Source organism: Anaerolactibacter massiliensis (genome assembly GCF_900290205.1).
GTDB classification, from domain to species: Bacteria; Bacillota_I; Bacilli_A; order Erysipelotrichales; family Erysipelotrichaceae; genus Bulleidia; species Bulleidia intestinalis.
Map to the genome: position 1 here is coordinate 347650 of NZ_OLMH01000003.1, position 13391 is coordinate 361040.

The window sequence follows — 13391 nt, forward strand, 5'->3', positions numbered from 1 at the left end:
CACACCCCTGAGTGTGCAATTGCGATCCTCGCCGGATGGGCGACTGCAGCTTGGCTCTCATCCGAGCGCCAGGCTTCCGTCCCAGGGAACGCTGCCGCTTTCCCTGCGCAGGCTTTGCCTGCTACCCTTTTGCTCCTTGCGTCATGCTCCGGCTTTCAGGGGAGCCGGAGCATGACTGCAAGCCCACGACCGTATCATCTTCTACCGGGCAGAGATGACTATGGTCTTTTTTTCTGCCCTGAGCGCATGAGAAAGGAGGCCCAAGAGATGCCATGCCCTCATTACAGAATCATGATCTCCACGAGATCAAAGTCACCGCCGACCACGGCTTCGGCGGCCTACCAGTCCGGTGAGCGTCTCTACGATGACCGCACCCACCGGACAAAGAACTACAATGACAAGCGCGGCGTGATCTATACCGAGATCATGCTGCCAGACAACGCTCCGAGAGAGTACGCTGACCGCAATACTCTCTGGAACGCTGTCGAATGGTCCGAGACCAGCTGGAACGCACAGATGGCCAGGAAGCTCCACATCACTCTTCCAAGAGAGCTGTCTATGGATGACAACCTGAAACTGATCCGTGAGTACGTTCAGGAGCAGTTCGTATCGCAAGGCATGATAGCCGATATCGCGATCCACGATCCCGCCCCTCCGAATCACAATCCTCATGCTCACGTTATGCTGACCATGAGGGCATTGGATGAACAAGGACACTGGCTGCCCAAGTGTCACCGTGAGTATGTTCTCGACGAGAACGGCGACAGGATCAAAGGCGAGAACGGCAAGTGGAAGTTCCGAAAGGTCTTCACTACTGACTGGGATAACCGCGACAATGCTGAAAAGTGGCGACAGGCCTGGGAGGATATTCAGAACCAATATCTTGAAGCAGCCGAACGTCCGGAACGCATCAGCATGAAGTCCTATGAAAGACAGGGCATCGACCAGATCCCCACCGTCCACATGGGGCCTGCTGTGACTGCAATGGAGCGCAGAGGCATCGAGACCAATATCGGAAATCTGAACCGTGAGATCAAGAAGACCAATGCTCTGATTGCCGCCATCAAGAGAGCCATCAGCAAGATCAAAGAATGGATCACGGAAGTCAAAGAGGCGATCATTGAGATCGATATGCAGCCGAAGGAAGTGCTGCTGGTGGATCTTCTGATACAGCGCTTCAATGAGCGTAGAGATGAACGCCGCGAGACCTTCAGCAGCTACGGCCAGCAGAGAGGATCGGTCAAGGATCTTCAGCGTTTTGCAGACATTACAGCCTATATGCGGGAGAAAAATATCCTCAGTGTTGCCGATCTGGACAGCCGAATCGAAGAGATCAGTGCTGACGCCCAGCCGACCCGAGATCAGATCAAGGCCGTGACCGCGAAGATCAATACGCTGCGAAAGCTCCTGGAATACGGAGACCGCCGCGATAAGCTCTCTCCTGTCCATGACCAGTATCTGAAGATCCATTGGAAGGGGCGCAAGGAGAAGTTCCAGAAGGAACACAAAGAGGAACTGGAAGCCTGGAGTCAGGCTGACCGTTACCTCAGAAAGTATCTTCCGGACCAGCCGTACAATGCCGATGCCGTGAACACCGAGCTTTCTTCTCTGAACGCCCAGCTGGAAGAACTGAACGCCAGACTGAGGCCGTATCAGGAAGAAACGCAGATGCTGAAAGACATCAAGTACCTTGTGAAGGATCTGATCCCGGAGCTTGAACCGGAACGCGAGAACCTGACGCCGGAACGCAAGGAATGGAAGAACATGACAGTCAAAGAACGACTGGCCGCCGCAAGCCGTGAAATTGCTGCCGAGAATGCCGAGAGGCAGATACAGCAGCCTCAGAGAAAACAAAAGAATAAAGAATGGGAACGCTGAGCGTCTGCAATTGTCATCGTGATGAAAGCAGGCGCTTTTTTCGTTTCTGAACGTTGAAAGGAGTATTGAATAATGAGTTACACACAGGAACAGATCGACCGTGCCAATGCGGTCAGTTTGGAAGACTTCCTCCGCAGCCAGGGCGAGAGCCTGAAGCGATGTGGTAAGGATATGGAGTGGAAGGCCCATGATTCCCTGAAGGTCAGAGGAAACAAGTGGCACCGCTTCTCTAATGATACCGGAGGCTATCCGATTGATTTCGTGATGGAGTTCTATGGCAAGAGCTTCCCGGAGGCCGTGGAGATGCTGATCGGTGAGAAGGGCGAAGGACAGCCTGGCGCAGTCCCCACCCCCTCACCTGAGTTTCACTTACCGTTGAGGAACGTGACGAACGCGAATGCCAGGAAGTATCTGGTCACAGAAAGAGGAATCGATGAAGGCCTTGTGGATCTCTTCATGAATACCGGAGACATCTATGAGGATGCCGATCATCACAACGTGGTCTTTGTGGGCAGAGATCCGAAGAATTTGCCTCGATACGCGCACTGTCGCGGGACCAGGGATAAGTTCCGTCTTGATGTTAAGGGATCGGATAAGGCATACGGATTCAGTCATCAGGGAAAGGGCGATAAGGTGTGCGTCTTTGAAGCGCCAATCGACCTTCTGTCCTTCATCAACCTGTTTCCGAAAGACTGGCAGGATCACAGCTATCTCTCCCTTGGCGGCGTAGCCTACAAGGCTTTACAGCAGTTCATGGAGGACCACAAGGATATCCGCACGATCTATCTTTGCCTGGACAACGATGAGGCCGGAGAAGCCGCCTGCATCCACCTGAACAAAGAGATCCCCTTGGATAAGAGCGTCTACCGCATGAAGCCTCCGGTGAAAGACTGGAACGAGCTGCTTCTTCAGAAAGAACAGTTCGACCGCAAGGACTGGTACGTGCTTCAGAATCTCAGAGAGAAGAACGATGCCGGAGAGTTTGTTCCCATGATCCGTATGAGTGACGTGGAACAGACCGAAGTGGCTTTTCTCTGGAAGCCTTATATTCCCTTCGGGAAGCTGACGATCCTTCACGGTGATGCCGGAAACGGAAAGACGTATCTGGCCATGCAGCTTTGCGCTGCCTGCACCAACAGGTCCGAGCTTCCGCATATGGAAGTTCATGAGCCGTTCAAAGTGATCTATCAGACCGCAGAGGACGGATTGGGCGACACCATCAAACCGCGCCTCATAGAAGCGGGTGCAGACCTGGAAAAAGTGCTGGTCATCGACGAGGGTGACGATGATCCTTTGACGCTGGCTGATGAGCGTATTGAGAAGGCGATCAGACAGAACGATGCCAGGCTGCTGATCATCGACCCGATCCAGGCATTTCTCGGTCCGAACGTCGATATGAACCGCGCCAACGAGGTCAGGCCGATCCTCAGAAAGATCGGTGACGTAGCCCAGAGGACCGGATGCGCCATCGTACTGATCGGTCATCTGAACAAGGCGACCGGGCAGCAGAGCGGATACCGTGGCCTGGGATCCATTGACTTTACTGCCGGAGTCCGCAGCGTGCTGGTCATCGGTAAGAGCAAGGATGATCCGAACGTCAGAGTCTTGGCTCATGACAAGAGTTCGCTGGCTCCCGCAGGAACATCCCTGGCTTTCATCTTGGGAGATGAGGAAGGCTTCCGTTGGATCGGTGACTTCGATATCTCAGCTGAAGAGCTGCTCTCCGGTTTTGAGAAGAAGAAAGAATCCAAAACTCACGAAGCAAAGGAACTGATCTGCCGGATGCTGGCCGGAGGCAAGGAGGCCTTCTCTGACGAGATCGACCGGGCAGCCCTTGAAAAAGGGATCTCTTCCAGGACGGTCCGTGATGCCAAGAAGGAGCTTGGCGAGGCCCTGAAAAGCAAGATCGGAGAAGGCCGTAGAAAGGTCTTCTGGATGGAATGAAACACAGTTTGAATGGCAGTCATGGCATGAGTGGCAGAGATTTCATGGTTCTCACATGGCTGCCATTCTGCCAGTCAAAATGAAACGGAGGAAGAAAACAATATGACTGAAATTAAAGAAAAAGAGATCAGAGCAACCCCTGAAGCAGTGTCGAAACAACCGATGCTTTCCATGAGGCTCGGCAGGACTAATTTCCTAATCGGCCTGTACTTTGCAGAAGACGGAAATGAAAGCCTGGATGACAAGGTAAAGCACCTGATCAAGAAAGATATCCAAGACGAAAACTTCTGATTAAGCCTGTTTTCCAAGGAGGGAGACCGAATTGTTATTGAAATGTCTTGACAAAAGGGTTGTTACTGTTGAATCAGGCAAAGCCTTGGAGATCATTCATATCGTTGCTTAGCTTTTGATACTTTTCCTATGAGGGGTGGGAAAATGATCATCAAAAAGGTGTTCAACAACAATTCAGTATTAGTATTTCAGGGAAATGAGGATGTAATACTGACAGGAAAAGGAATTGGGTGTTACCGCTAAATCAAAATGTCCAGAATCTGATCTGATCATATGTCCGGAAACTGCTCATCTTGGTGACTTTGAATGAATCTCAGAATTGATAAAACCCGGTTTTCCGGGCTTTACTGTTCTATCTGGATCTTTTCTTGATAGCTTCACGATAAATATTCGGATGATCACGTGTCATCTTTCCGGAAGCGTACTTCCTCATTTCTCGAATGTATCCGGCTTCATCAAATGGATCATTTCCACAGTAGAATTCTCGGACATAACTGTCATATGAGATCGGCACGATCTGTGGGTAAAGTGCTCTGAAAATATCATCCTTCAGCCCGTCTCTGTACTCCGGCTTGATATAACGCATTAATAATCTTCTCAGAGCTACAATTTCCAGATTCTGGTCTTTGATTGAATCAATCAGATCATCGATAAGCATCTGATACATAATGTTATCCCGGTTGTATTCTTTGCAGATTTTCGTATCCGGGCAATATTCGCATATGCCGTGGCATTCAATAGTTTCAGTCATGGTTTTCTCCGAAAGTTAGCATTTCATGCTGAATTACGTGCTGGACAATGTGCTCATCAATAAGACGCTGCCGCTGCTGACCTGCATAGGTAAGACACTTTTCACAGACTCGGTTAATGATCCTCGGGATTCCGGTTGAGGACTTGCAGATTTCTTCTACAGCTTTTTCTGTAAACAGCGGATTATTGACTCCTGCATAATGCAGATTGGAATCGATATACATCTGTGTCTGAGACAGATCCAGATGCGGAAGAATGCAGGTAATATCGATTCTCTGCCGTATTGCGGCATATCGCTTATATCGCAGCTTCTGATCCCATAGTTCATTCTGACCGACAAGAATCAATGCCATCTGGCTCTCAGAATCAAAGGAAGAGTTCAAGAGGAACCGAAATTCTTCCAGCGTCTCTTTCTCCAGCAGATGAGCTTCATCAAGAACGCAGACGACTTTCCTGTGCTCTTTTGTACGGATGATTTCAATCTGCTTCTGAAGCAGCCTCTTTGCGTCTCCTCTGTAAAAACCTGCTTCAAGCCCAAGCTGATCCAGAAGACTTTTGTACAGCCATTTCGGTGTCAGCTTGGAATCAGAAACATAAAGAAGAAGGTATTTGTCTTTTGGGAGATTGTCATTGAATCTGCGGATCAGAGTTGATTTCCCGCATCCTGCATCGGAAGTCAGTACTGCAAACAGCTGCCGATCTGCCGCATAGTTCAGCCTGGCGAACGCTTCAGCCATTGCCGGAGATTCATACAATTCTTCAGAAGGGATATTTCTGACAAACGGAGTCTGCTTCATTTCATAGAATGCTTCATACATGATCAGTCGCCATCCTTTCTGTAGCTGCTGTAGGAAATTGCGTCCGCAAGCTTAGTCTGAGACTCTTGATATTTCTTTTCGATTACATCCAGGAATCGTGACGTATCAGGCACGGAATCTGTCATGGATTCCGGAAGTGCAGGATCTTTGGAACAATATGGGCCAATGGTAACTGGTTTGGCAATAAAAGGTTCCAGATCCTTATAATGAACTGTGATATCAGTATCTTTCTTCGGATCATAGCTGATCTCAATCTTTGCGCCGATCAGAGATGCCCCGACTTCATACGATCTGCCTTTGACACTGATCAGTCCGCCCGGATTTACGGTTCGTTTATCATGAAACAGGAATGCTTCACCAACTTTATCTTTATCGATAAAGACAAGCTGACGGGAGTCACGATTCCATTCCTGAAGTGGCGTGATGCCTTCTGGTGGTACCGGACGATTCAGAGAAAGATAATATTCCCTGATGCCTTCATGCGGCCTTTTGTGATAGTATTCATCGACAAAAATCTTCCATAGCCGATTGATCTCAGCCAGGTTGTCTATTTTCTTCAGTTTGATCTCGGCAATGAATTGATCTACGGTCTGATGAAAGCGTTCGATTACGCCTTTGCTTTTCCCGCTATATGGCTTCGCACGAATCAGATGAATCCCAATTTTTGCGCAGCTGATCCTCAGCTGTTTTGAAACATATACACTGCCATTATCTGTGTAGCATTTGTCAAAAGTTCCATGGTTCAATACTGCTTTCCGGAAAACATCAACTACCGCATACTCATCTTCCTTCTCATACCACTCACTTGCGAGAATATATCTGGAATGATCATCTATGATTGATGACAGATATGCGGTCTTCTTTGATCCATCTGCAGTGAATATGATGCCGACTCCATATTTGATATCCGCCTGGGCAAGCATCATCCGATGCGGCTTGCAGAATCGTTTTACCGCAGTCTGGCTTTTCTGATCTTCACGGTATTTCTTCATCTGCTTCTCTCCGAATCCTGCCGCATATAGATATCGCTGCAGAGTGGATCTCTTCAGCACTCCTTCCGGAGCTTTTTCTTCTCCCTCTAGAATGGTAATGATCTGATTAACAGATCTAGTAGGCACCTCCTTCTTCAGGATGATTGCCTCCTGCACGAACTCGTGATAGTTTTCCGGAAGACGGCGATCTAATGATCCTTTTCGTGACTTTGGCTTCAGACCCGAAAAGCCTTTACTTCGAAAGGCTGATTCATATCGCCGGATTGTCTTTACGGATACGCCATTATCATCGGCAATCGTTCTACGGGTCGCTGTTTTCTTGGCAGAGTCCAGGGCCTGATCCATCAAAGGGGCAATCATCTGAAACCTTCTCAGTGCCTCTGCATCCTGCCAATCCTCGGTTTTCTGGCTGCTCATTGTGATCCTCCTTTTGAAAAGAGGATATCCCAGATCTCGAAAGACAGCTTGACAGAACAGGTGTGTCACCCCTAGGCAGAGAAGAACCGAAATTGATGATGGCACGATAGATTTCTGAAAGCCATCCTCCACTGCGTTTCCTGAAGTGTTCGAGTAATGAAACGGCTCCATTCCGGAGGCTCGATCCGGACGAGTCAAAGTGTGAAACGATGGAATTCAGGTTTCCATCAATCTGCTGTTTGTTTTCTTCTTCCCATGTTTTCCAGCGCTGGAAGGTTCGCTCACAGGGGTATTCTCCTATATCAGAATCTCCAAAGTGTATGGCTTCATCAATTGCCTCTTCAATGATGATGGATTCATATCTTCGAAAAGGAATACAGAAGTCCGGCAATTCTCTATGGATACGATTGCACGAAGAATTTGAACATTTAAGACGCCTGATGATATAGGTCGAAACACTTCCATTTGTGTCTTTCACTTTACGCCTTACTGAATCACGAACCAGAAGATCTGACTGACATACAGGACAAACGCAGGTTTCATTACTCCTGATTAAAAAGGCTTTCTTCTCCGGCAACGACTTCTATATCAAAATCTGTTATAATGACCATGGTTTTGATACCAGGTCCCAGAGTCTTTGTTGTCTAAGCAAATTGTGGCTCTGGGACTTTTCCTTTCTCAGTTAAGGCCATTATAAAGAGCAGCCCATGGACAAACAACCTGAGCTGCTAATAGACATAATATTAGAGGCGTAACAAATTGGGTTTGGAAAACGGGAAGGTGATCCTGTTGATGAATTCAGAATCCAGAAGTCTTATCATTCTGTTGCCCCGATGACTGAAAAATATGCAAAGTTGTTGCAGAAGATTCCTGCAGAGTATTTTGATGTTTCTAAAGAAATTTACAATTATGCATGTAAAGCCCTCGCCGTGCCGCTTGATGAACAATTGATTCTCGATTTGGCAGATCATATTTCTTTTGCAGTGGAACGAATGAATCATATAGATATGGGTGAGATGTTCCTGGGGAGTGAGATCCACCTCGCATATCCGAACGAATATGAAGTAGGACTACAGGCAGTCAAGATTGCTGAAGAGAAGCTGAATGTTCAGCTACCTGCTGAAGAGGCATCATATATTGCATTTCATATGATTCTTGCTGAAGGAGATGCAGGATCATCCACTCCGAAGGAATTAATGGATTTCATCAAAATGATCCTGGACTGCGTGTATGCGTATTACCCTCAGGTAGCCTCGCATATGACAAGTTATGCAGTTTCGAGATTTCTGGTGCATCTTCGTTTTCTTGGAAATAGAGTGCTAAGAAAAGAATATCCCAAAGAAATTGAATCATCTTATGTGAAAAAGTCGGATTCCTATTCTGATCTTGATAAATGCATGGAAAAGATCACACATACAGTTAAGGAAAAGAATAATTATCGGCTTTCCGATCAGGAACAACTGTTCTTGACTCTGCATCTGCAGAGAGTGCTTCAGGAGGTCAATCAAGAGGCATCATGAATTTGCTGGAGTATAATTAGTATTGCAGTTATTAGTAATTAAAGTAATTCCTGGATTTTAAAACATATATCGGTTTGTTACTGTTTGATCAGGCAAAACCCCTTATCTGGAAACGGATGAGGGGTTTTGCGCGTTAAGAATCTTTTTTGAACATACAGTAAAAAGAAAGGAGTTCTGTACTATGTTCTGGAAAAAATTCATCCGCAATCTCTCGAAACTTGGTCGTGCAATGCTGATTCCGATTGTCGCTATGCCAGCAGTCGGAATTCTTGGCCGTCTCGGCGCAAGCGACATGCTTAACATCCCTCTGATGGAGACAGCATCTAATGCAATTACCGGCAATCTAGATATGCTGTTTGCATTTGGTGGAGTGCTTGCATTTGCTGATTCCAAAGACAAATCTTATGCGTTGATTGGTGCAGCCGTCGGACTGTTCTCTTTTAAAGCATGTCTGGCAGCTCTTGATCCGAATATCGGAATGGGTGTGTTTGCCGGTATTATCGTTGGAGTTCTGTCAGCTATTCTTTATAATCACAGCAGAAAATGGAATACCCCGGAGATGTTCTCATTCTTCACGGGTGAGAAATTTATCATCGTTCTGGCTCCGATTTTCGCCATTCCTCTTGCATTGATTTTTTACTTGATCTGGCCGCCAATTCAGAATGGACTTGATGTTCTAGCAATGTGGATGGCAGGTTCGGGTGCGCTGGGAATCTTCCTGTTCGGCTTCCTGAACCGTGCACTGATTCCAGTAGGTTTACATCATGTGATCAATTCCTATCTCTGGTTCCAGATGGGAAGCTTTGTCAATGCGGCTGGTGAAACTGTGACTGGCGATATTCCTCGTTTCCTTGCAGGAGATCCGACTGCTGGTGTATTCATGACTGGACTTTATCCGGTATTCCTGTTTGGCCTGCCTGGAGCATGCTACGCCATGTATAAGTGCGCAAAGAAAGAACATCAGAAGGAAGTTAAATCCTTGATGGTTTCAAATGCGCTTACGGATATTGTTGCGGGTATCACTGAACCGACTGAATTTGCATTTGAATTCGTATCCCCGAAACTGTATCTGCTTCATGCAATTTACAGTGGCTTAGGCGGTGTAATCTTCTATTTTCTGGGTGCTCGTTTAGGTATCTCCTATAATGTCGACATCATCGACTATATTCTGAACTTCAACCTCGGCAGTAAAGCAATCCTGATCCTGCCAGTTGGGATAGCATATTTCTTCCTGTATTACTTTAGCTTCAAAGCAGTAATCCTTCATGACAATGTTATGACGCCTGGAAGAGCAGATGATGACAATACCACCGCTGAAATCACGGAAGACGAAAAAGATTTCAAACTTGCTACAACTGATTTCAGCTACCTTGCTAAAAAATTAGTTCAGAATCTCGGCGGCAAAGAAAATATCCAGACGCTCGATGCATGCATTACCCGTCTCAGAATTCAGGTTAAGGACGGAAGCAAAGTGAATTATGATAAGATTCGTCAGACTGGTGTTAAGGGAATTGTAAAGCTCACTGACACAGATCTTCAGATTGTTATCGGTGCAGATGTTCAGAAAGTCAAAAAAGCAATGGAAGAATATCTATGATTGAATTCACTGAAGCTGTATTTCAGAGGTTTCTTTCAAATCTGAAAGAAAGCGGGGTTGAAACTCATGCGATAACTGTCTACCAGCATGGAAAGAAAAAATATAATAAAGCTTTTTCGCCATATTCAATAGATGCCGTTCACCCTGTTTATTCCGTAACGAAATCTTTTACTTCCATTGCATTTGGATATTTGTGGAAAGAAAAGAAGATTTCGCTGGATACACCATGGATTTCTTTCTTCCCGGAATATGAGCAGCTTGCGGATCCGATCTTCTTGAAAGTCACATTGAGGAACCTGCTTTCTATGACCATGGGCCATGACAGTGAAGCAATGGTAAAAGGAAATGACGATTGGATACTAAACAATGTTCAAAAAAAATTTGCTTATCTGCCAGGAACGCATTTCTTCTATAACAGCATGTGTTCATATCTGATCGGGAGGCTTGTTGAAAAGGAAACTCACCAGCAGCTGAGTGAATGGCTCAAGCCTCGTCTGTTTGAACCGCTCGGAATTCATGAGTATTGGTGGGAAAAAGATCACGCAGGGCATGAACTGGGCGGATTCGGTCTTCATTTGAAGACAGAGGATCTAGCAAAGTTCGGCGAATGCTTGAGATGCAATGGAATCTGGAAAGGGGAAAAAGTAATCCCTGAGGATTGGCTAAAGCTTGCTCTTTCAAAGCAGGTGGAAAATGATTATGCTTACCCACCTGTTCGATCAGAAAACAGGCAGGGATACGGATTCTACTTCTGGATGTGTACGCATAACGGTGTTCGCTGCAGCGGTTTGCATGGCCAGCTTTGCTTCATCCAGCCGGAGAATGAGCTAGTCATTGCGATGTCAAATGCCACAACAGGAAGCCAGATTATTCTGAACAATCTGTTCAAGGCAATGTATAAACCGGCGGAAACGGGGAAAAAGGTATATTTCAGAATTCCTCCTCTGTCAGGGAAACCCAATTCTCCATTTGAAAAGGATTGGTTTAATAGGACCTATTCAGCGCTAGAGAATCCTGCAGGACTGGAGTCCTTAAAAGTCCGGATTTGGAAGAATACACTTCATATTCAGATCCGCCAAAAAGGAAAGCTGTTTGCTTTTTCTGCCATGAATGGTAAATGGCAGGAAGGGAAAAATACCCTTATCGGATATTCATCATTCTACTCGGCTGATGCAATGAGCATGAACCCTCCTAGACCCTATCAGCAACCAATATTCGCATCGTATGCATGGGTGACACCAACAACTCTTCAAGTTGCTGTTCGGGCAAAAGATTGCTCCAGTACATATAACTGGATAATCAAATTTGATGCGTTGTATGCAATTCTAGATTTCCAGGTTTCTGCACTGTATACGATGTTTCCATCGTATGAAGTGGTACTGAAGTGCCCAGAATAGTTTCCAAAGCAGGAAAGCAGTTAAGTGAAGCGGAACAGGTTCAGCATGAAAATGCAAGCAGTTCCGCTTTTTTCCTTCTCAATACGGAGAGATTCTTATTGTGATGATGAAGCGTCGTGAAGGAACCGTTCTGCTGCCTCAATGAGGCGATCATGCATCTCATCTCTGAGATCCTCCGGAAAGATGATCGTCATTTCATCCAGAAACCTGGAACAGAAAAGGATGGCCCCGATCCGCGTAACCCTAATGGTGAATTCGAAATGATTATCATCCGTCCTGTACAGTGGTACTTCTTTTCCAAATTGGTCGATCACATAGTCGAGCATCCGCTTTTCACAGAGAAATGTCACACTGATCCTTTCGCCTGAGAACATGAACAGCTGGTTTCCAGCGTATTCCGCAGCATCTTCCGTGTAGTCAAACTGCGAGCATGGGATGTCCAGCATCCGCAGGCTTTCGATCCTGTCCAAGCGATAATGCATGAGGCCTGGATGTTTTCCCCCGGTCACGACTAGATAAAACTCTGAGTTGGCAAAAGTGATGTAGCGCGGCTCCACGATGATCATCGTGGTGTTGGCCTGGTGCAGCTCTTTGTCGAAGTCATAATGGTAGTAGTCGAACGTGACCTTCCTGTTCTTCGCAATCGCATTCATGAGCAGCTCCACCTGGATGATGAAATTCTGGTGGAGCGTTTTTCTTTCGTTGGACCGGAAGATGTTCATCCTCATCTCACTGTTTTTGTATCGGCTCGTAAGACGCATGAGCTTCTGAATCAGCTGCTCGCTTTCCGGAATGTTAATGAAGCCAAGACAGTGGATCATGGAGCAGAGCAGGATGATCTCTCCCTGATCCAGGCAGAAGCGCTCGAGGTAGTATCCCCGGCGGTGTGAATCATAGACAACCGTGAAGCCGAACTCCTGGATGTCTCTGATGATGAGCCCGAATGTCTTTCGCCTGATGCTGATTTCGTAATCCTCGAGAAGCCGCCGTTCGATTTCTCGGCGGGGCATGCAGTGGTCCTGGTCTGTGTTCTCGATCAGGATGATCACTACAGCAGCCATTGTGCGTCGATCGTGCATAGAATTCCTCCTTAACGAAAAAAAACAGCCGAAGCGTTTGATCGGCTGTTGGTCTGATGCGGATGAATCTGCTATTCTTAGGCAAAGAGGACCCCGCCCATAGGAGCTATATAGACTCTTTCCGCATGTGCGGGCGATGAATTTGCCAGCAAGACAATGCAGAAGACATCAGTTTCCCTGACTTTGAATATAGCGCTTTACCGCCTCTTCGTCTGCAGCGCCTACGGTTGAGACAAAGTAGCTCCGAGACCAGAAGAGGTGTTTTTCTTTGTCCCGGAATGTTTTTGCCACTTCGTCCGGAAGGTCGCGCCATACAAAGCGGGCACTTCTTGTTTTCAGCACATTTGCAATCTCAAGCGGAGACAGCTCCGGGCCGCAGGTAATGAGCAGATGCACATGGTCCGGTTCTCCGTTCAGTTCGTTCAGAATGACGTTCTTTTCTGCCAGAGTCTTGCGAATCGTACCGTACACATGATCTTTGACAGCCCCTGTCAGTGCGGGAGCCCTGAACTTTGTGACAAAGATCATATGATACTGCAGTAAGAAGCACGAGTGATTGTTCGTGTAGTATCCATCCTTTGTTAATTTGCGCATAAACAAGCTCCTTTTTGTGTATTCAGCGCTTGTACACCTATATCATTTAAAGTATAATATAAGTAGCACATATAAGCAACATAAATGAGATTACATCCATATATGAAAAAATGT

The 13391-nt window shown here is 46.6% G+C and carries 13 protein-coding genes; 7 read left to right on the plus strand and 6 right to left on the minus strand.

What is annotated here, in order from left to right:
• Nucleotides 1–267 precede the first annotated feature (267 nt).
• From mobQ to C7E00_RS15720, 4 genes are all read left to right on the plus strand, one after another.
• A complete protein-coding gene (gene mobQ, locus C7E00_RS15705) occupies nt 268–1878 on the plus strand; it encodes a MobQ family relaxase (RefSeq protein ID WP_167836651.1) in 1611 nt (536 codons plus the stop codon).
• A 72-nt stretch (nt 1879–1950) separates the two neighbouring features.
• The gene (locus tag C7E00_RS15710) at nt 1951–3822 is read left to right on the plus strand and encodes an AAA family ATPase (protein ID WP_105305251.1); all 1872 of its coding nucleotides are present in this window, start codon (nt 1951–1953) and stop codon (nt 3820–3822) included.
• Between the two features lie 30 nt (nt 3823–3852).
• Nucleotides 3853–4113: a hypothetical protein gene (locus tag C7E00_RS15715; RefSeq protein ID WP_135358269.1), complete on the plus strand. Its 261-nt coding sequence runs from the start codon at nt 3853–3855 to the stop codon at nt 4111–4113.
• Between the two features lie 144 nt (nt 4114–4257).
• Complete coding sequence (locus tag C7E00_RS15720; RefSeq protein ID WP_135358270.1) at nt 4258–4356, plus strand: CAT RNA binding domain-containing protein; 99 nt, start codon at nt 4258–4260, stop codon at nt 4354–4356.
• 109 nt (nt 4357–4465) lie between these two features.
• Here C7E00_RS15720 and C7E00_RS15725 read toward each other — a convergent pair whose 3' ends face one another.
• Genes C7E00_RS15725 through C7E00_RS16850 form a run of 4 tightly spaced genes read right to left on the minus strand, consistent with a single transcriptional unit; the run spans nt 4466 to nt 7667 of the window.
• On the minus strand, nt 4466–4864 hold the full coding sequence (locus C7E00_RS15725; protein WP_105303330.1) for a hypothetical protein: 399 nt from the start codon (nt 4862–4864) through the stop codon (nt 4466–4468).
• Nucleotides 4857–5681, minus strand: coding sequence for an ExeA family protein (locus tag C7E00_RS15730; protein WP_105303331.1), 825 nt, complete (start codon nt 5679–5681; stop codon nt 4857–4859). The genes C7E00_RS15725 and C7E00_RS15730 overlap by 8 nt, the downstream gene beginning before the upstream one ends.
• Nucleotides 5682–5683: 2 nt before the next feature.
• Nucleotides 5684–7090: a DDE-type integrase/transposase/recombinase gene (locus tag C7E00_RS15735; RefSeq protein WP_105303332.1), complete on the minus strand. Its 1407-nt coding sequence runs from the start codon at nt 7088–7090 to the stop codon at nt 5684–5686.
• On the minus strand, nt 6975–7667 hold the full coding sequence (locus tag C7E00_RS16850; protein ID WP_420808631.1) for a DUF6431 domain-containing protein: 693 nt from the start codon (nt 7665–7667) through the stop codon (nt 6975–6977). The genes C7E00_RS15735 and C7E00_RS16850 overlap by 116 nt, the downstream gene beginning before the upstream one ends.
• Nucleotides 7668–7923: 256 nt before the next feature.
• Between C7E00_RS16850 and C7E00_RS15740 the strand changes: the two genes are divergently transcribed.
• From C7E00_RS15740 to C7E00_RS15750, 3 genes are all read left to right on the plus strand, one after another.
• The gene (locus C7E00_RS15740; RefSeq protein ID WP_105305254.1) at nt 7924–8610 is read left to right on the plus strand and encodes a PRD domain-containing protein; all 687 of its coding nucleotides are present in this window, start codon (nt 7924–7926) and stop codon (nt 8608–8610) included.
• 181 nt (nt 8611–8791) lie between these two features.
• Complete coding sequence (locus C7E00_RS15745) at nt 8792–10207, plus strand: PTS transporter subunit EIIC (RefSeq protein ID WP_105305255.1); 1416 nt, start codon at nt 8792–8794, stop codon at nt 10205–10207.
• Nucleotides 10204–11604, plus strand: a complete 1401-nt coding sequence (locus C7E00_RS15750) for a serine hydrolase domain-containing protein (protein WP_105305256.1) — start codon at nt 10204–10206, stop codon at nt 11602–11604. The genes C7E00_RS15745 and C7E00_RS15750 overlap by 4 nt, the downstream gene beginning before the upstream one ends.
• A 95-nt stretch (nt 11605–11699) precedes the next feature.
• Here C7E00_RS15750 and C7E00_RS15755 read toward each other — a convergent pair whose 3' ends face one another.
• Nucleotides 11700–12683, minus strand: coding sequence for a helix-turn-helix transcriptional regulator (locus C7E00_RS15755; RefSeq protein ID WP_105305257.1), 984 nt, complete (start codon nt 12681–12683; stop codon nt 11700–11702).
• 168 nt (nt 12684–12851) lie between these two features.
• Nucleotides 12852–13277 (minus strand): IS200/IS605 family transposase, encoded by a 426-nt coding sequence (gene tnpA, locus C7E00_RS15760; protein WP_105305258.1) that lies wholly within the window; start codon nt 13275–13277, stop codon nt 12852–12854.
• Between the last annotated feature and the right edge of the window lie 114 nt (nt 13278–13391).

Bases quoted from the DNA above. Each gene is read 5' to 3' on its own strand.
- mobQ (WP_167836651.1), top strand. From the start codon at position 268: ATGCCATGCCCTCATTACAGAATCATGATCTCCACGAGATCAAAGTCA.
- C7E00_RS15710 (WP_105305251.1), top strand. From the start codon at position 1,951: ATGAGTTACACACAGGAACAGATCGACCGTGCCAATGCGGTCAGTTTG.
- C7E00_RS15720 (WP_135358270.1), top strand. From the start codon at position 4,258: ATGATCATCAAAAAGGTGTTCAACAACAATTCAGTATTAGTATTTCAG.
- C7E00_RS15725 (WP_105303330.1), bottom strand. From the start codon at position 4,864: ATGACTGAAACTATTGAATGCCACGGCATATGCGAATATTGCCCGGAT.
- C7E00_RS15730 (WP_105303331.1), bottom strand. From the start codon at position 5,681: ATGTATGAAGCATTCTATGAAATGAAGCAGACTCCGTTTGTCAGAAAT.
- C7E00_RS15735 (WP_105303332.1), bottom strand. From the start codon at position 7,090: ATGAGCAGCCAGAAAACCGAGGATTGGCAGGATGCAGAGGCACTGAGA.
- C7E00_RS15740 (WP_105305254.1), top strand. From the start codon at position 7,924: ATGACTGAAAAATATGCAAAGTTGTTGCAGAAGATTCCTGCAGAGTAT.
- C7E00_RS15745 (WP_105305255.1), top strand. From the start codon at position 8,792: ATGTTCTGGAAAAAATTCATCCGCAATCTCTCGAAACTTGGTCGTGCA.
- C7E00_RS15750 (WP_105305256.1), top strand. From the start codon at position 10,204: ATGATTGAATTCACTGAAGCTGTATTTCAGAGGTTTCTTTCAAATCTG.
- C7E00_RS15755 (WP_105305257.1), bottom strand. From the start codon at position 12,683: ATGCACGATCGACGCACAATGGCTGCTGTAGTGATCATCCTGATCGAG.
- tnpA (WP_105305258.1), bottom strand. From the start codon at position 13,277: ATGCGCAAATTAACAAAGGATGGATACTACACGAACAATCACTCGTGC.